The sequence below is a fragment of the Apilactobacillus kunkeei genome (assembly GCF_001421115.1).
In the GTDB taxonomy this organism is placed as follows: Bacteria; Bacillota; Bacilli; order Lactobacillales; family Lactobacillaceae; genus Apilactobacillus; species Apilactobacillus kunkeei_F.
This window is the reverse complement of sequence record NZ_JXCW01000004.1, coordinates 106247-124487: the sequence shown is the minus strand read 5'-3', so window position 1 is coordinate 124487 and position 18241 is coordinate 106247. Positions and strand designations below refer to the sequence as shown.

The following is an 18241-nucleotide window of genomic DNA, read 5'->3' as shown; positions in this document are numbered from 1 at the left end:
TTATTCACTGGAGGGAAAGACTTGGAAAAAGAATTTGATGATTTATTAGAAAAACGATTTAACATTAAGTTCAAGGATGAATCATTATTAGATGAAGCCTTTACTCAAGCTTCATACGTTAATGAACATCCAGGTAAGAATTTGAAATTTTATGAACGAATTGAATTTTTGGGTGATGCTGTTTACGAACTAGTAGTATCAGAATACATTTATAAGCGTTATCCAAATTTACCACAAGGCCGTTTAACTAGATTAAGAGCCGCAATGGTAAATGAACACAGCTTTAGCAGTTTTGCTAGAGAATGTGAATTTGATAAATATATTCGTTTAGGTAAGGGTGAAGAAAAAGCTCAAGCCAGAACTAGAGATTCACTACTTTGTGATATTTTTGAATCATTCATTGGTGCGGTATACCTTGACCAAGGGATGGAACCTGTAGTTAAGTTTTGTCATCAAGTAATTTTCCCTAAATTAGACGAGGGATGGTTTGACGAATTCTTTGATCACAAAACTGAATTACAAGAATTAGCACAATCAAATGGACCAGTTGATATTGAATATCACTTATTGGATGAAAATGGTCCTGAAAACGACCGTCGCTTTAAGGTATCCGTTACCATCGATGGCGTTGAAAAAGGTGTTGGCTTAGGTCACTCCAAGAAGAATGCAGAACAGGGTGCTGCTAAGAAGGCAATTAAAAACCTTACAGAATAAAAACAGGATGGGGAAATCACTTTGAAGTTAAAATCATTAGAGATTGCTGGATTTAAATCCTTTGCAAACAAAACAACCATTAACTTTACAGATGGTTTAACTGCGATTGTTGGTCCTAATGGTAGCGGTAAAAGTAATGTTATCGAAGCTATCAGATGGGTACTCGGGGAACAATCTTCTAAGACTTTACGTGGTTCAAAAATGTCCGACGTTATTTTTTCTGGTTCTAGTACTCATAAACCGGTCAATCGTGCCGAAGTTAAGTTAACCTTGGACAATACCGACCAATACATTAATAGTTCATATTCAGAAATTATCATTACAAGACGTTTATATCGTAGCGGTGAAAGCCAATACTTAATCAATAATTCTGAATGTCGATTGAAGGATATCAATAATCTATTTATGGACACAGGGATGGGAATTGGTTCATTTTCAATCATTTCTCAAGGTAGTGTTGAAGATATCTTTAACAGTAAACCTGAAGATCGTCGTTCTATTATTGAAACAGCAGCCGGTGTTTTCAAGTACAAACAACAAAAACATGATGCCAACTTAAAGCTTCAACAAACTCATGAAAATCTTGATCGAGTTGAAGACATTATTTTCGAACTTAAAGATCGAAATGACCAATTAAAAGAGCAAAGTGAAACAGCAATTAAGTATTTAGATTTGAAAAAAGAATTGAAAAAATACGATGTTTCAAGAATTGCGCTTGAATTAAATCAAGTTGGCGCTGACTGGAATAATACCAAGGCGATTATTGCTGAAGAAAAGCAAAATGCCGAAGATATTAATAAACACTTAAATGAGCTTACCGGTCAAAAGAAGTCATTGAATGAACAACTTGAAGTGCTTCTAACCAAGAAGGAAGAACAACAAGACAATCTTTTGAACTACTCTAAGAAGATTGAACAGTTATCCGGTCAACAAAATCTTTCTAAGCAAGAAATTGAATTTAAAAAGACTAGTTTGAAGGAACATAAGGCCAACCTAGAAAAGTTAAATTCACAAGTTGCTGATTTACAAGCAAAAGAAAAAGAAATCAACTCTGAAATCGACAAGTTAAATCAAGAAATTGATAAGCATAAACAATATCTTGAAGAAATCGATGAAGATAAGATTGACCAAATGATTTCTGATAAGAAAGCAGAGTATGAAGATGTTCGTGGTGAATATCTAGCAATTATGCAAAAGATTGCTAATGTTAACAATGAATCTACTTACCTAGAAAAGACCCAAAAACAAGCTGATGTTCAAAACGATTCCAATCGTCAAAAGATTTCTGGAGTAAACGATGAAATCAATCAATTGGAACAATCAGTTGAAGAGTTAAATCAAGCATACAACAAGAAGAACGAAGAAGTTCAAAAGGTGCAAAACGATTTTAACGACTATCAAGCTCAGGTGAACGGTCTAAAAAAACAAGTAGATGATCAACAAGCTATTTGGTACAAGCAATTAGAGGATACGCAAAACCTAAAAATTAAATACAATAGTTTGAATAATTTGCAAAACGACCACAGTAATTTTTATCGTGGTGCCCAAAGTGTCTTAAACAATAAAGATCATCTTAATGGTGTATTGGGCTCAGTATCTGACTTTATCAAAGTACCTGCTGAATATACCACAGCAATTGAAACTGCTTTAGGTAATCAATTACAACAAATTGTGGTCACTAACAATGCTTCAGCTAGACAAGCGGTTAAGTTTTTAAATGATAATCGTTTGGGAAGAGCTACTTTCTTGCCCGTTAATGAAATTTCACAACGCAGCGTTAACAATAACGTTTTAAGTACCTGTCAAAATAGCGATGGATTCATTGGTGTAGCCAACGAATTGGTCCAAATTAATTACAAACTTAAATCTGTTACTAGTCATTTGCTAGGTAATGTTTTAATCGTTAAGGATTTACATACTGCTACCGATATTAGTAACAAGATTAGACATTCTAACCGAATTGTGACCCTAAGTGGTGAAATCGTTAATGCTGGTGGTTCAATCACCGGTGGTTCTAACAAGCGTCAATATGATGGTGTTTTGACCCAAAAGAATAAGTTAGAAGAGTTAGAAAAGCAATTTAAGGAAAGCCAAGAGGTTGCCAAGCAAACTGAGGCTAAGTTGGTTGAATTACAAGATCAACTAAAAGAGTTAAATGCTAAATCAGATTCTTTCTATGACAACAAGCGTCAATACGATGGTCAACTAGATTCAATCAATAACAAATTGACCTTTGCTAAGGAATCCCTAGTTAGAAAGCAACGTGAACTAAAGGCAATCAGAATGTCTAATGGTGGATTGTTTGACGATGATATTGATGAAAAACAACGTCAAAACAAGAAACTAAAAGAACAATTGAATGTTGATTTGGTCAATAATCAAACTAAATCAAAAGATATTCAAGAAAAGATTGAAACTTTGGAATCAATGAAGGATAATAACTCTTCAAAGGTACAATCAACTCGTGAAAAGTTAATTGTATTGAAGGAAAAACTATCCAATTTCCGTGACCAAAAGGCAAACCTAATTGAAGACTTTGATCGATTAGATGCTGACATTGATGACGAAAAAGACAACATTGATGAGTTAAACGAAGCAATTAGTAATAATATGCTTTCAGTAAACCAAGATGACGAAATTAAGTTAGTTAACCAACAAATTCAATCAATCCAAAGTAATCTACAAGAATGCAAGGAATCCATTGATAAACACCAAGCTGAAATCAAGCAAGTCGAAGACCAAATTGATAAGCAAACAATGGATTCAGTTAACCAACAAAATTATCTAAATAAACAAACTAATAAGTTTGATCAATTGGAAAAGCAACTTGCTAGTCTAAAACAACAACTAATTGGTAAGTATGAGGTTAACCTAAATGAAATTGATGATATCGTTGTTGACGATACCATCGATAACATTAAGGCTCATATTGACGACTTACGTCGTTCAATCGACCATCTAGGGGTTGTCAATGTATCCGCAATTGATGAGTACAAGGAAGTATCAAAACGATACGAATTCCTAGTACAACAATCAGATGATTTGAAGAATTCTAGCCAACAACTAACTGATACCATGAACAAGATTGATGTTACTGTTGAAAAGAAATTCAAGGATACTTTCGATGCAATCGCTACCCAATTCTCAAAAGTTTATAACGAAATTTTTGGTGGTGGAAAAGCGAAGTTATTACTTACAGATCCAAATGATTTGTTAACTACTGGAATTGAAATTATGGCACAACCACCTGGTAAGAAGTACCGTCATATGTCTCTATTATCAGGAGGAGAAAAAGCATTAACAGCCATTGCATTACTTTTCGCCGTGTTAAAAGTTAAGCCAGTACCTTTCAGTATCTTGGATGAAGCTGAATCCGCATTGGATGCAGAAAACGTCGATAGATATGCTCGATACATGACTAAACTAGACGATGGAACCCAATTCATCGTTATCACGCATAGAAAAGAAACAATGGTTTATGCCGATACATTGTATGGAGTTACCATGCAAAATTCCGGAGTTTCTAAAGTGGTTACAGCTAACCTAAACAAATTTAATGCCGCGGAGGAATAAGCTATGGGATTATTTGATATTTTTAAAAAGCGTAATAACGAAGAACAAAACAACAATAGTAAAGTTGAAGAAGTAAAAAACGATGAAACTGATTCTGCTGTTGATGATGAACAAAAAGCAGATGATAAAGATGACCAAGCTAGTGAACAAAAAACTGTAACTAGTGAAGAAGAACAACAACCATCTGACCAAGAAGAATCTTCAAAAGAATCAGACTTTGATGACAACACTGACGAAGAAAAAGTTGAAGAACAAACTGATGAGAAACAACCTGCTGCTGAAAAGCCTGTTGAAGATGATCAAACTAAGTTTACTGAAGGACTAGAAAAATCCAGAAGTACATTTGGGGAACGTTTGAATCGTTTGTTTGCTAACTTCAGAAGTGTTGATGAAGATTTCTTCGAAGACCTAGAAGATACTCTAATCGAATCAGACGTTGGTTTTGATATGGCTGTTAACTTAACAGACCAATTAAGGGATGAAGTTAAGTTACAAAATGCCAAGAGTAAAGACGACGTGCAAAACGTTATCATTCAAAAGATGATCGATATCTATGATCAAAATGGTAATGATGAAAACACCGAAATTCATTTTGCTGATCAAGGACCAACTGTTATTTTATTCGTTGGGGTTAATGGTGTAGGTAAGACTACTACCATCGGTAAGATGGCTAATATGTACAAGCAACAAGGCAAGAAAGTATTATTAGCTGCCGCAGATACATTTAGAGCCGGTGCTATCCAACAATTAGATGAATGGGCCAAACGTGATGGTGTTGATATCGTCAAGAAGCCTGAACAAAGTGACCCATCTGCAGTTGTTTATGAAGCAGTTCATAAGGCTAAGGATGAAAACTATGATATTTTATTCGTAGATACTGCTGGTAGACTTCAAAACAAGGTTAACTTGATGAATGAACTTGCTAAGATGAAGAAGGTCTTAACTAGAGAAATTCCAGATGCTCCTCATGAAGTTTTATTAGTTCTAGATTCAACCACAGGTCAAAATGCCTTAAACCAAGCTAAGCTATTCAAGGAAACCACCAATGTTTCTGGTATCGTATTAACTAAGTTAGACGGTACTGCTAAGGGTGGAATTGTTTTAGCAATTAGAAATGAACTTCACGTTCCAGTTAAGTACGTTGGTTTAGGTGAAAAGGTAGAAGATTTAAGAGAATTTAACGCAAATGATTTTGTATATGGATTATTTAAGGGTCTAATTAAATAGTCTGAACTGAAAGGACTTGATTTAATTGGAAATGGAAAAAAATTATCGAATTAACTCTTTATTCGAATTTTATCGTCCATTATTAACAAATAAGCAAGATAGTTATATTCAACTTTATTATGCTGATGACTACTCATTGGGAGAAATTTCTGAAGAGTTTAATGTCAGTAGGCAGGCTGTGTATGATAACATAAGAAGAACAGAAGTAATTCTGGAAAAATATGAAGAACAACTTCACTTGTATGCAGATTTTGTGAAACGAAATGATCAAACTGATGCAATTAGAAATTACGTTAAGGATAACTATCCAAACGACGATAAACTAAATCAATTAGTTGATGATTTAGAAATAACTGAAGAAAAATGAAAGTGGTGAAATAAATGGCATTTGAAGGATTAACAGAACGTCTTCAAAAAGCAATGCGTAATTTACGTGGTAAAGGTAAAGTTTCTGAAGCTGACTTAAGAGAAACTATGCGTGAAATTAGACTTGCTTTACTTGAAGCCGATGTTAACTTCACAGTTGTAAGAAATTTTGTTAAGCGTGTCCAAGAACGTTCTCGTGGAGCGGAAGTATTGGAAGGATTGAATCCAGCTCAACAAATCGTAAAGATTGTTAATGAAGAATTAACAAAGACAATGGGTGAAGAAGCAGTCCCATTGAACAAATCTGAAAAGATTCCAACTGTTATCATGATGGCTGGTTTACAAGGGGCAGGTAAAACTACCACTGTTGGTAAATTAGCTTTAAAACTTAAAAAAGAAGAAAATGCTCGTCCATTACTAATCGCAGCCGACGTTTACCGTCCAGCTGCCATCGACCAATTGGAAACAGTTGGTAAACAAATTGATGTTCCAGTTTTCCAACAAGGAACTGATGTCGATCCAGTTGAAATTGTTAGAAATGGGATGGCTAAGGCCAAAGAAGACCATAATGACTACGTATTAATCGATACTGCCGGTCGTCTACAAATCGATGAAGCCTTAATGGACGAATTAAAGAACATTAAGGAATTGACTCATCCCGATGAAATCCTATTGGTTGTTGATGCAATGACTGGTCAAAATGCTGTTAATACCGCCGAAGGTTTTAACGATGCACTAGACATTACCGGTGTTGTTTTAACTAAGTTAGATGGTGACACTCGTGGTGGGGCTGCCCTTTCAATTCGTGAAGTAACCCAAAAACCAATTAAGTTTGTGGGACAAGGTGAAAAGATGGAAGCACTTGATGTATTCCATCCAGACCGTATGGCTTCTCGTATTCTTGGAATGGGTGACATTCTATCATTAATCGAAAAGACTCAAAACGATTATGATGAAAAGCAAGCCAAAGAATTAGCCGAAAAGATGCAAAATAACACCTTTGGATTTGAAGACTTCTTAGACCAACTAGAACAAATTCAAAAGATGGGTCCTTTGGATGAAATCATGAAGATGATTCCAGGGATGGCTAATAATCCTGCCTTGAAGAACGTAAACATGGATCCTAAGGATTTAGAACACATCAAGGCAATTATCTATTCAATGACCTATGAAGAACGTAATAACCCTGATTTATTAAATCCATCAAGAAGACGTCGTATCTCACGTGGATGTGGACGTCCAATTCAAGAAGTTAACCGTATGATTAAGCAATTTAATCAAATGAAGGACATGATGAATAAGATGTCTAAGGGTAACATGTCTGGTATGGAACAAATGATGGGTAACATGGGCATGGACGGAATGCCTTCAATGCCAGGAATGGGTGGCGGCCTAGGTGGCAAGATCTCACAAATGGCAATGAAACGCATGAGCAGAAAAATTAGTAAGAAAATGAATAAAAACAAGCGCAAACGTAACAAGAAGCGTAAATAATGGAAAAGGCATGATTACCCTGGGTAGTTGTGTCTTTTTTAGGAGGGATGTTTATGGCATTAGGTTTTACTAAAACAATGCAAGCGGTAGATTTGATTGAAAAAAGTGGCGCGGTAGCCAATATCGTTGGTCTTGCTGGAATCGGTAAGTCGGCATTAGTAAATCAATTAGCTGAGCAAAATCACGCCAAATTATTTACTACGGTCGTGAGTTTATCCGAGAAAGGTGACCTAGCCATCCCTGTGCCACCACTAACAGACAAATCATTTATTGAAACTGACAAGTATGGCACCCTGGCTGATGTTAAATTTGGTTACTCGCACACCATTATTGAAATTATCAAATATTCTGAGGCCAATCCAGATACACCAATCTATTGGTTTTTAGATGAATTTAATCGTGGGACATCTGATGTGCAAAGTGAGTTAATGAATCTGGTTTTACAACGCCGCATTAACTCGGTGGTATTGCCAAAGCAAGTCCACATCATCATTGCTGAAAATCCCGATGACATGAATTCTAATTATGATGTCTATGCTAGTGATGACGCCATTACCGATAGAACTGTCCGCGTGAACATGCAAACTGATGCAAACGATTGGCTAAAGTGGGCAAAAGATAACCATGTTAACCAACAAGTCATTAATTTTATTAGTGACAATCCAGAGTTTTTAGACCGTGGTAACGATGAGATTAAGCCAACCCCTAGATCTTGGCACCGTGTTTCAAATATTATTAATCAATACAATGACGATTATGATGAAGACATTTTAATAGAGGTCATCTCGGGAAATGTAGGTCCATCCATTGCCGAAATCTTTATTAAATTCATGCATCAATCGATTGATGACAAGATTTATTTAAACGGTGACTTACAAGATACCATTGATAAACTAGCATCTAAAGATGAGGTTACTAAGCAATCATTGGTCAGTGAGTACGTAAAGTCATTATCAACGTTGAGTGATGACGTTTGCCATCGTTTAGCAACGTTTATCGACTTATTAAGTTCAGATGGTCAATACGCGATTGCGAGAACGTTGATTAACGATAGTGGGTTAATTGATGATATCTACAATATGGCCGAAACAATTTTAGTTGCTAAACAGTTATATGATAAGTTAACCGAAATCAGTTTTAATGCATACAGGTGATTAATATGACACTCAATAGTGATATTTACGACCTAATTAATACGAATTCACAGCAAAATAGTCCAACTGAGGTAGATGGAATCATTGCTAAAGGGATTTTATCCTTAATTCGTAATAAGAGCTTCTATGGCGAAATTTTGCTCCATTTAAACAGAGATGCAGATGATACGATTGATTCATTTCTAGCATTGAAATGGAATGATAACCAATTGGAACTGGCATATAATCCCAGTCATTTAAACGATGACGTTTCAGATGCGAATGATATGATTGCAATCCTAGAACATCTAGCCATGCATATTTTGTGGTTGCATCCCCTCAGATACGTCAATCACAGCAAATTGAACGACGTGGCTTCAGACGTTGCCGTTAACCAATACGTATCAGATGTTTATTCCAAGGGATGGACGCTAGACAAGATTAACTACCAATACAATCTTGATATGAAACCTAATTTGGATTCGAGTCAATATGCTAAGCAGCTTTATAATCTGTTTAGCCAAGATAAACAGGATGGTGTTGGTAAATTAGATAATGATCACCTCCGAATTGTTGATGATCACCGATACTTTGATGAGGATGGCAATATCAGTAATCAAGACTATGACCAAAGAAAAGAAACAATCGATAGGCTATTAAGGGATGCCTATAGCCAATATCACGGTGAACTTTCAATGGCAGTTGCTAAGCAGGTTAAGTCTGTTGTAATGCCTAGAATCAATTTACGGCAAATTGTAAGCAGAATTACCGGAAATAGGAGTAATCGACCAAATAAAACCTATAACCGGTTTAATCGTAGACAGCCATATCGCATGGACCTTCCAGGGATAATTAGACGTCAGAGTGAACATGTGAACGTCTTTATCGATAGTTCGGGTTCAATCAGTGATGATCAATATGCCAACATGGTTAGTGTTGTTAAGGCAATTCAATCGATGCCAAATATCGAAGTTAATTGCTATACGTTTGATGCGGAGGTTCATGTAATTATCGATAGTCTGTTATCCAATAAACGGTTATTGCAGGGGGGTACAAAGTACCAAAGCATTGTTGACTATGTTAACCAGCATAAATTGGCTAAGCAGGGATGTATCGTTTTCACCGACGGTAAGGGTGAAGAATATTTGAATCAAGCAAACTTAAATATTACCTGGGTGCTATTGGACTACTACGACGATTTATCAGTACGCAATCAAAAAGCCAACGTTTTATACTTAGACCAGATTAGGATGTGATAAAATGTTAAAACCGGATATATTAAAAATGGCGATTAATAATAACGTGAATATTAAAAGAGCAAAGGCATTACTATCTAATTCTTGGGATGAGATTTATGAAGACTCACCATTTGTGGTAAAGATGTCAGTTAAAGATGTTAATTTAGCCAAGGAGTTAGTTAGAAACCAGATATTTGAGAATGTTAAAATCGATTTCGATGATTATCAAAACGTCCATAATTTTGTTATTTATAACGAAAAATACATGGATCAACTGGCAAAAAATGCTCTTTTAGCTGATTTTCAATAAAAAAATCATGGTGTAAAGAAAAAAACCTTTACAAGCATCTAAATAACTGTTATATTTAATATCGTTAAAAGAAATACAGGAGGTGTTTATTAATGTCTGTTAAAATTCGTTTGAAGAGAATGGGTTCAAAGAAGCGTCCTTTCTACCGTGTTGTAGTTGCTGATTCACGTAGCCCTCGTGATGGTCGTTTCATCCAAACTGTTGGTACTTACAACCCATTAACTCAACCAAGTACTGTTAAACTAGAAGAAGAAGATATCTTCGAATGGTTAAACAAGGGTGCACAACCTTCAGATACTGTACGTAACTTACTATCTGATGCTGGTATCATGAAGAAATATCATGAAGCTAAATACTCTAAGAAATAAGTGATATCGAGTTATGACTAATTTTGATGAGCTGATTAAAAAAATCGTAAAACCACTGGTGGAATACCCAGAGGATGTTGCTATCGATCATAGTGAATCGGATCGTTTCTATGAATATCATCTTATTACCAATCCTGCTGATGTTGGTAGAATTATTGGTAAAAAGGGCCATGTAGCGCAAACAATTCGTACGATTGTTTACAGTGCTCGTGTTTCTGGTGATAAGCGCGTAAGACTGATTATTGATGATAGTAAGAATAAAAACTCTTAAATGAAACCTTGGTGTTTTGTTTAAGAGTTTTTTAACATAAAAGGGGAAATGAATAATGAACTTTTATAATATTGGAAAGATTGTAAATACTCAGGGACTTCGTGGTGAAGTTCGTGTAATGTCTATTACCGATTTCCCTGAAAAACGTTTTAAAGTTGGTAATGAAGTTTATGCGTTTTTAAATGATACTAAGAGCGAAAAGTTAGTGATCGATGGTGTTAGAACGCATAAGAACTTCATCTTGCTACACTTTAAAGACAAGCCAACTATCAATGATGTTGAATACTTAAAACCTTCAGAATTAAAGATTGCTGAAGATCAACTTGATAGTGATGACTTACAACCTGGCGAATACTACTATCACCAAATCATTGGTTTAGATGTTTTAGATACTGATGGACAAAAGATTGGTTCCGTTAAGGAAATTCTTTCACCAGGTGCCAATGATGTTTGGGTTGTCTCACGTGATAACAAGTCCGATTTATTATTACCTAAGATTGATTCAGTTATCTTAGATGTTAATTTAGACGATGAAGTAATTACTGTGGATGTTCCTAGGGGGCTCGACGATGAAGATTGATATCTTAAGCTTGTTTCCAGATATGTTTGATGGCCCTTTGGGTGATTCAATCCTTGGAAAAGCAAAGGATAAAGGATTATTAGATATTAATATTACTAACTTTAGAGACTATTCGACCAACAAGCACGGTAACGTTGATGACTACCCATTTGGTGGTGGTGCGGGAATGTTATTACAAGCTCAACCAATTTTTGATGCACTTGCTCACACCCAAGAAGAAGCTGCTAAGGAAGGCATTTCTAAAGGACGTGTAATTCTGTTGGATCCAGCAGGAAAGAAGTTCGATCAAAAAGAGGCCGAAAAGTTATCTAAGGAAGACCATTTAACATTTATTTGTGGTCACTATGAAGGATATGACGAAAGAATTAAGACCCTAGTTACCGATGAATACTCATTGGGGGACTTTGTCTTAACCGGTGGAGAACTACCAGCAATGGTGATGATTGATGCAACCGCTCGATTATTATCTGATGTTTTGGGTAACGATGAATCTGCACCAGGTGATTCATTCTCAAGTGGATTACTAGAATATCCGCAATACACTAGACCGGCAGATTTCAGGGGCATGACAGTACCCGATGTGTTAACTAGTGGGAACCACCAAAAGATTGAAGAATGGCGAGAAAAACAGGCGCTAAGAAAGACTTATCTTAGACGCCCAGACTTAATTGATTACAGTCAATTAACTGATTTACAAAAGAAATTGTTAGCGGAAGTAAAAATAGAAGAAGAATAAAATAATCTTTACAAGTAATTGTGGTTATGTTAGTATTCTAATTGACTATTTTTATAGTTAAATAAAAACGGTATTCCGCTGTTGCAACAAGTAAAGACAAGAATGCTAGTTGGAGGATGTTATATTATGCGTCAAAACGAATTAATCTCAAAGATTAACGCGGAACAACTAAAGAGTGATGTTCCAGAATTTAGAGCCGGAGATACTGTCAGGGTATCTGTAAAGGTTGTTGAAGGTAGCAACGAACGTATCCAAGTATTCGAAGGTGTTGTTATCAAACGCCACGGTACAGGTATCCAAGCTACTTACACTGTTCGTAAGATCACTTCAGGTGTAGGTGTTGAACGTATCTTCCCACTACACTCACCACGTGTTGCTAAGTTAGAAGTAACTCGTCGTGGTGCCGTACGTCGTGCTAAGCTATACTACTTACGCGAACGTCATGGTAAGGCTGCTCGTATTAAAGAAGCACGTCGTCGTTAAGATAAAATTTATATCTAAAATGAAGGGTAACGCTTATGCGTTGCTCTTTTTTTGTACAAAAAAAGGATGACTTAATTGTCATCCTTTTATTTTATAGGTTTTCGTCTGTATTATAGTTTAACTTTGAAAAGTCCGTTGATTTTGAAATCATTTCGTATGATAGATGTCTATAACTATCCATTGCATATTCAGCACATTCATTACTGATCTTTGTGACAAAATCAGAAACTTCTTGAGGTGCTAAATCATTGGCCTTGATATCAGCTTCATTAATCTTTTGTTGGAAGTAGATATTAAGATTTTCTTGGACATCACCGACAACATCAACGAATGTATTATAGTGTGGATCCAATAGCACTCCAGCCAGTTTGAAAATCCAGTATGCAGATTTTGGTTCATAGGTTAGCTTACCAATTTTGTATTCAAGTGGGGTATCCTTGATGCCGGCAAAGAATGGAATAAAGACACTTTGTGCGGCAACACCCATTGATAACCAGTGAATACCACCAACTTCGATTGGAAGGTTAGGACGAATTTGTAAGACGTGTGATTCTTGGGCCTTTGCCAAACTAATTGGACGGTATCTAGTCTTATCTTCGTGACTACCTTTACCAACTGGGTCGAATTGAGTGCCTTGGTAGTGAGATGCTAAGAAGTCCTTAGCATCTTGCACGGAGATTAAACGACTTGGTTTTCTGACGAATGGTAAGTCATATGATTCTGGATCTTGTTTAATTTCTGGGTTAAACATGCGTTGGCCGTACCAAACACGTGGGTTGTTGTAGTATAGGTCAGATTCATTTCTAGTTCCAAAGATTTCTCTAAAGTTAAAACTACCGTTATTAGAGTTATTTAAGTGGTTCTTTCTTACGAAATCAATGATATCTTCTGACCACATAAAGTTGTCAGGGTCATCGAAGTCGATGTTTTGAATGGCTAGGCGGTTGGATACAACGGCATAGCAATCATCAGGGATTCTCATCGCAACCCATTGATGACCGGAACCAATTTCAAAGTACCAAACTTCTTCTTGATCTGAGAATAAGATACCATTGCTTTCACTTGAACCATACTTGGAGACGATTTCACCGAGGCGTTTAACACCCTCACGTGCTGTTTTCACGTATGGTAGGACAACTGTGACAACAGAAGCTTCGCTGATACCGTCTTCAACTAGTGGATCAAATCCTAATACATAACTATTTGAGTAGGCACTTTCGGTAGCACTCATAGCAACACCGTATTCGTTAATACCTTCTTCTTCAAATAATCCCTCTTTATTAGTCCATTCTGGAGTAGCGGTGTATTTACCCCTAACAGTAGGTAATTCCATTGTAAAGGCGTTTTCTTGCGCTTTAAACACTGGTTTTTCCTTATACTCCTTATGAGGATGAACAACAAAATGTTTTGGCCAGGTTGCTTTGCAATCTTCGTTACGACCAATCATGGTAGAACCATCAACAGATGCCTTCTTACCGACTAAGATACTAGTACATGCATCGTATTCTGGAAACTTTGGCATGTTAAACACTCCCTCGTTAGTTTCATTTCTATAATTGTACATTAAACTTTTAAAAAATTGAAATATATAAGTATCTAAAGTATAATCAGAATAAAATTATAGATTAGGAGAATGATTATGCCATTAGTACATATTGATTTAATCGAAGGAAGAAATGAAGAACAATTAAAGGGACTTGTTGCTGACGTTACCAGCGCAATCGTAAAGAACACTGGTGCACCAGCTGAACACGTTCACATCGTTTTAAACGAAATGAAGAAGAGTAACTACAGTGTTGCAGGTAAACTAAAGAGCGACGAAAAATAATAACTGAGGAAATAAGATGCAAAACGAACAGTATATAATGTCAATTGATGAGGGAACTACCAGTGTTCGTGCCATGATTTTTAATCATAGTGGTGAAGTGGTAAGTAAGTCACAAAAGGAAATTACACAGTTTTTCCCTCAATCAGGATGGGTTGAACACGATGCTAATGAAATATGGGACGCTGTGCAGACCGTTATCTCAGAAGCATTGATTCACTCCAAGATACCGCCTTATAAGGTTCGTGGAATTGGGATTACCAACCAAAGAGAAACCACCGTTATGTGGGACAGAATTACCGGTGAACCAGTTCATAATGCAATTGTATGGCAATCAAAACAAACTAGTGACATTGCGAATGATTTAAAAGCCGTTGGTTATACCGATATGATCCATGAAAAGACCGGTTTGGTTATCGACTCATACTTCTCAGCCACTAAAATTAAGTGGTTGTTAGATAATGTCGATGGTATTAGAGAAAAGGCGGAAAATGGTGATATTTTGTTTGGAACCATTGATACCTGGATTCTATGGAAACTAACCGGTGGTCATGTTCATGCGACTGATTATTCCAATGCAAGTAGAACGATGTTGTACAATATTCACACGCTAAGTTGGGATGATGAAATCCTAAAAGCTTTGGATATTCCAAAACAAATATTGCCAAGTGTTAAATCATCATCCGAAATTTATGGTTACACTGCTGGGTACGCTTTTTACGGTGTGCAAATTCCGGTATCTGGAATTGCGGGTGACCAACAAGCAGCGTTATTCGGTCAATTAGGACTAGAAGCCGGCAGTATTAAGAATACCTATGGAACTGGTTCATTCATTGTCATGAATACCGGAAATAAACCGGTATTGTCTAATCGTGGGTTACTAACGACCATTGCATACGGAATTGACGGAAAGGTTAACTATGCCCTTGAAGGAAGTGTCTTTGTCGCAGGTTCCGCCATTCAATGGTTAAGAGATGGCCTTAGAATGATTAGCGATGCTAAAGAAACCCAGGAATTAGCATTTAATTCTACCAATGACCATGATGTTTACGTTGTTCCTGCATTTACTGGCCTAGGAGCCCCATATTGGGACCAAGACAGTCGAGGAGCAATCTTTGGGTTAACTAGAGCTACTTCCAAGGAAGACTTTGTTAAGGCTACTTTGGACTCACTAGCATATCAAACCAAGGATGTTGTTAACACCATGGTTGATGATACTCAATTGGACTTGAAACATCTAAAGGTTGACGGTGGGGCAGCACAAAATGATTATTTGATGCAATTCCAATCAGATATCTTAAATACACCAATTGAAAGATCATCCATATCAGAAACTACTGCATTAGGTGCTGCTTACTTAGCAGGATTAGCAGTCGGCTTTTGGAAAGATATCGATGAGATTAAGCAAATTAAACCAAAACAAGACGAGTTTTATCCTAAGATGGATGAAGATAAACGTAACCACTACTATGAAGGTTGGCAATTAGCGGTTAAGAGTACGCAAATGTTTCATCCGAATAAATAAGCAAAAGAAAAAAGACTTGAGTTAATCTCAAGTCTTTTTATAGTTCAAAGTATTCGTCTAGGTAACGAGCTAAACCGTCATTATCGTTATCGTACTTAGTAACGTCATCGGCTAGTTGTTTAATCTTAGGTTGACCATTCTTCATAGCAACCCCTAAGCCAGCGTACTTCAACATGGTTTCATCGTTAAATTCATCACCAAAAGCAATGATGTTAGATTGGTCAATATTGTAGTAGTCAGATAGTACTTCTAGACCAGTTTCCTTACTAACGTCCTTAGATGCTAATTCAACGATTGAATCAGGACCTCCCCATGGTGAAATTTGTAGGGTATCACCATAGTTACGATCTACATAGTTAATGAATTTATCCATCTTGTTGTGTTGAATTTGTAGTGTTAGACAAATTGGGTTTTCGTTTAAGTTCTCTTTAGTAATGAATTCAGAAGGTTCAAGACTAGTTGGGAAGAAACCAACTTCATCGTTTGCTTCACGGTTAGCCAAGAATAGTTCTTTACCTTCAACGGCCATTAGGTTAATCCCTAAGTCTTTATCTTGTTTTAAGACATCAAAGACGATATCTCGATTGATATTGTATTCGTAAGCCTTATTCCAATCAGTTAGTGGATTGTATCCTAGACTACCGTTAAAACTAATTAAAGGATTGTCTAAACCAATTTGGTTATAGATGTCTGTAATCAAACGTGGTGGACGACCTGATACAATATTGACAACATGACCTAAATCAATTACTTTATTTAAAGTATTAATAGTTTTTTGTGAAACCTTTGACTCACTATTTAGTGTAGTTCCATCAAGGTCAATTGCGATAAGTTTCTTATCCATGTAGTTGTTTCACCTCTTTTAAAAAAATATAATAGTAATATGTTAACTAATTAAAAAATGTAAGTCAATGCAAAAGGAGTAATCTCGTGCAATTACCAAACGATTTTAAAGCTAAATATCAAAAACTACTGGGGGATGACGCAGAATCATTCTTTGCCAGTCTAGATAGAGAGACCAATCCTGGATTTAGAATTAATCCATTAAAAGAACACATGCCAGCAGAACCTGATAATGAATCAATTGAATACTGCCAATATGGCTACTATGGTGATGTAAACGGTAAGAGTGTTGAACATCAAAGTGGTGCGATTTACTCACAGGAACCTAGTGCGATGTATGTAGGTGAAGTAGCGGATATCAAACCAGGAGATTACGTATTGGACTTATGTGCAGCTCCCGGTGGGAAGACAACCCATGTTGCTAGTTACATGGATAACCAGGGACTACTAGTAACCAATGAAATCGATCATAAGCGTGCTAAGGTACTAGTAGAAAACGTCGAAAGATTTGGGATTAGAAACGCACTAATTCTAAATGAAAATCCAAATAACCTAGCCAAGCACTTTCCACGTTTCTTCGATAAGATTCTAATCGATGCGCCATGTTCTGGTGAAGGGATGTTTAGAAAGAATAACGATGCCATCCAATATTGGAATGCGGACTATCCAAGTCAATGTGCTACTCGTCAAAAGGAAATCATTGAACAAGCAGTTAAGATGCTAAAACCAGGTGGTAAGATTATCTACTCAACATGTACGTTTGCCCCAGAAGAGGATGAACAAATTGTTGAATGGATGAAAGACACTTATGACTTCTCCATCGATCCAATTAAGAAATACGATGGGATGCTAAGTGGTAAACCACAATGGGCAGATGGGAATGAAGAATTAACTAATACGGTTAGACTATTCCCTAATCACTTCAAGGGTGAAGGTCACTTTGTTTCCAAGTTATCTAGTAACGATGAAGGTAACGCTAAGAAGATTAAGCATCGTCTGCAAAGTAACCTATCAATTGATGATAAGAAACTGTGGAACGAGTTTAAGGAAGCAAACCTAAATAACTTTGATCCAAAACACTTAATTTTATTCGGAGATCAATTATACACATTTGATAATACACTTCCTGATTTGAAGGGATTAAAGGTGATGCGTCCAGGACTACACCTAGGAACAATTAAGAAGAAACGTTTTGAACCAAGTTATGCATTAGCATTAGCTTTGCATAGTGATGAAGTCGTTAATCGTTTAGAAATATCTGAAGACGATTGGAAACAATATGTTCATGGGGACGTTATCAACTGTGATAAGGATGTTAAGAAGGGATGGTACCAACTAATCTGCAAGAACCAACCAGTTGGTTTTGGTAAGGTTGTAAATGGTACAATTAAAAACTTCTTCCCTAAAGGATTGAGATTTAACGTAGATTAATAAATAAAAAGAGTTGCAAATTAGTGCAGCTCTTTTTATACGTTTGTCTAGTTATAAAATTATCTAAATATAATCCTAGCATAATATTATTAACTGAAAAGTATGTTAGGATTGTCCTCTGCGT

18 protein-coding genes are annotated in these 18241 nt (G+C 36.3%); 16 read left to right on the top strand and 2 right to left on the bottom strand.

Annotated elements, in window-relative coordinates; genetic code table 11:
* The first annotated feature begins 21 nt into the window (after nt 1-21).
* From rnc to rplS, 13 genes are all read left to right on the top strand, one after another.
* Nucleotides 22-714 carry a ribonuclease III gene (gene rnc, locus RZ55_RS03390; protein WP_034531086.1) on the top strand — a complete coding sequence of 231 codons (693 nt, stop codon included), beginning with the start codon at nt 22-24 and terminating at the stop codon, nt 712-714.
* A gap of 21 nt (nt 715-735) precedes the next feature.
* Nucleotides 736-4287, top strand: a complete 3552-nt coding sequence (gene smc, locus RZ55_RS03385; protein ID WP_057175793.1) for a chromosome segregation protein SMC — start codon at nt 736-738, stop codon at nt 4285-4287.
* Nucleotides 4288-4290: 3 nt separating this feature from the next.
* Nucleotides 4291-5514, top strand: coding sequence for a signal recognition particle-docking protein FtsY (gene ftsY, locus RZ55_RS03380; protein WP_057175792.1), 1224 nt, complete (start codon nt 4291-4293; stop codon nt 5512-5514).
* Between the two features lie 25 nt (nt 5515-5539).
* Entirely contained in the window at nt 5540-5881 is a 342-nt protein-coding gene (locus RZ55_RS03375; RefSeq protein ID WP_034531089.1) for a putative DNA-binding protein, read from the top strand.
* 14 nt (nt 5882-5895) lie between these two features.
* Nucleotides 5896-7374, top strand: coding sequence for a signal recognition particle protein (ffh, locus tag RZ55_RS03370; protein ID WP_034533538.1), 1479 nt, complete (start codon nt 5896-5898; stop codon nt 7372-7374).
* A 53-nt stretch (nt 7375-7427) separates the two neighbouring features.
* Entirely contained in the window at nt 7428-8528 is a 1101-nt protein-coding gene (locus RZ55_RS03365) for a hypothetical protein (RefSeq protein WP_057175791.1), read from the top strand.
* A gap of 5 nt (nt 8529-8533) precedes the next feature.
* The gene (locus tag RZ55_RS03360) at nt 8534-9763 is read left to right on the top strand and encodes a vWA domain-containing protein (protein WP_057175790.1); all 1230 of its coding nucleotides are present in this window, start codon (nt 8534-8536) and stop codon (nt 9761-9763) included.
* A 4-nt stretch (nt 9764-9767) separates the two neighbouring features.
* On the top strand, nt 9768-10055 hold the full coding sequence (locus RZ55_RS03355; protein ID WP_057175789.1) for a hypothetical protein: 288 nt from the start codon (nt 9768-9770) through the stop codon (nt 10053-10055).
* A gap of 92 nt (nt 10056-10147) precedes the next feature.
* On the top strand, nt 10148-10423 hold the full coding sequence (gene rpsP / locus RZ55_RS03350) for a 30S ribosomal protein S16 (RefSeq protein ID WP_034531094.1): 276 nt from the start codon (nt 10148-10150) through the stop codon (nt 10421-10423).
* 13 nt (nt 10424-10436) lie between these two features.
* Nucleotides 10437-10694, top strand: coding sequence for a KH domain-containing protein (locus RZ55_RS03345; protein ID WP_057175788.1), 258 nt, complete (start codon nt 10437-10439; stop codon nt 10692-10694).
* A gap of 55 nt (nt 10695-10749) precedes the next feature.
* On the top strand, nt 10750-11274 hold the full coding sequence (gene rimM, locus RZ55_RS03340; RefSeq protein WP_034533544.1) for a ribosome maturation factor RimM: 525 nt from the start codon (nt 10750-10752) through the stop codon (nt 11272-11274).
* Entirely contained in the window at nt 11264-12010 is a 747-nt protein-coding gene (gene trmD / locus RZ55_RS03335; protein ID WP_057175787.1) for a tRNA (guanosine(37)-N1)-methyltransferase TrmD, read from the top strand. The genes rimM and trmD overlap by 11 nt, the downstream gene beginning before the upstream one ends.
* Nucleotides 12011-12136: 126 nt before the next feature.
* On the top strand, nt 12137-12493 hold the full coding sequence (gene rplS / locus RZ55_RS03330) for a 50S ribosomal protein L19 (protein ID WP_057175786.1): 357 nt from the start codon (nt 12137-12139) through the stop codon (nt 12491-12493).
* 91 nt (nt 12494-12584) lie between these two features.
* Here rplS and RZ55_RS03325 read toward each other — a convergent pair whose 3' ends face one another.
* Nucleotides 12585-14015 (bottom strand): C69 family dipeptidase, encoded by a 1431-nt coding sequence (locus RZ55_RS03325; RefSeq protein WP_057175785.1) that lies wholly within the window; start codon nt 14013-14015, stop codon nt 12585-12587.
* Between the two features lie 117 nt (nt 14016-14132).
* Between RZ55_RS03325 and RZ55_RS03320 the strand changes: the two genes are divergently transcribed.
* Both RZ55_RS03320 and glpK read left to right on the top strand, forming a co-directional pair.
* Entirely contained in the window at nt 14133-14321 is a 189-nt protein-coding gene (locus RZ55_RS03320; protein WP_034531102.1) for a 2-hydroxymuconate tautomerase, read from the top strand.
* 16 nt (nt 14322-14337) lie between these two features.
* Nucleotides 14338-15843 (top strand): glycerol kinase GlpK, encoded by a 1506-nt coding sequence (glpK, locus tag RZ55_RS03315; RefSeq protein ID WP_057175784.1) that lies wholly within the window; start codon nt 14338-14340, stop codon nt 15841-15843.
* Between the two features lie 37 nt (nt 15844-15880).
* Here the strand turns inward: glpK and RZ55_RS03310 are convergent, their stop codons facing one another.
* The gene (locus RZ55_RS03310; protein WP_034533550.1) at nt 15881-16687 is read right to left on the bottom strand and encodes a Cof-type HAD-IIB family hydrolase; all 807 of its coding nucleotides are present in this window, start codon (nt 16685-16687) and stop codon (nt 15881-15883) included.
* Between the two features lie 86 nt (nt 16688-16773).
* Between RZ55_RS03310 and RZ55_RS03305 the strand changes: the two genes are divergently transcribed.
* Nucleotides 16774-18117, top strand: a complete 1344-nt coding sequence (locus tag RZ55_RS03305; protein WP_057175783.1) for an RsmF rRNA methyltransferase first C-terminal domain-containing protein — start codon at nt 16774-16776, stop codon at nt 18115-18117.
* Nucleotides 18118-18241: the final 124 nt, after the last annotated feature.

Coding starts and splice junctions, on each gene's coding strand:
- ffh (WP_034533538.1), top strand. CDS start 5,896: ATGGCATTTGAAGGATTAACAGAACGTCTTCAAAAAGCAATGCGTAAT.
- RZ55_RS03325 (WP_057175785.1), bottom strand. CDS start 14,015: ATGCCAAAGTTTCCAGAATACGATGCATGTACTAGTATCTTAGTCGGT.
- rplS (WP_057175786.1), top strand. CDS start 12,137: ATGCGTCAAAACGAATTAATCTCAAAGATTAACGCGGAACAACTAAAG.
- trmD (WP_057175787.1), top strand. CDS start 11,264: ATGAAGATTGATATCTTAAGCTTGTTTCCAGATATGTTTGATGGCCCT.
- rpsP (WP_034531094.1), top strand. CDS start 10,148: ATGTCTGTTAAAATTCGTTTGAAGAGAATGGGTTCAAAGAAGCGTCCT.
- RZ55_RS03310 (WP_034533550.1), bottom strand. CDS start 16,687: ATGGATAAGAAACTTATCGCAATTGACCTTGATGGAACTACACTAAAT.
- rimM (WP_034533544.1), top strand. CDS start 10,750: ATGAACTTTTATAATATTGGAAAGATTGTAAATACTCAGGGACTTCGT.
- RZ55_RS03320 (WP_034531102.1), top strand. CDS start 14,133: ATGCCATTAGTACATATTGATTTAATCGAAGGAAGAAATGAAGAACAA.
- RZ55_RS03355 (WP_057175789.1), top strand. CDS start 9,768: ATGTTAAAACCGGATATATTAAAAATGGCGATTAATAATAACGTGAAT.
- ftsY (WP_057175792.1), top strand. CDS start 4,291: ATGGGATTATTTGATATTTTTAAAAAGCGTAATAACGAAGAACAAAAC.
- RZ55_RS03365 (WP_057175791.1), top strand. CDS start 7,428: ATGGCATTAGGTTTTACTAAAACAATGCAAGCGGTAGATTTGATTGAA.
- RZ55_RS03345 (WP_057175788.1), top strand. CDS start 10,437: ATGACTAATTTTGATGAGCTGATTAAAAAAATCGTAAAACCACTGGTG.
- glpK (WP_057175784.1), top strand. CDS start 14,338: ATGCAAAACGAACAGTATATAATGTCAATTGATGAGGGAACTACCAGT.
- RZ55_RS03360 (WP_057175790.1), top strand. CDS start 8,534: ATGACACTCAATAGTGATATTTACGACCTAATTAATACGAATTCACAG.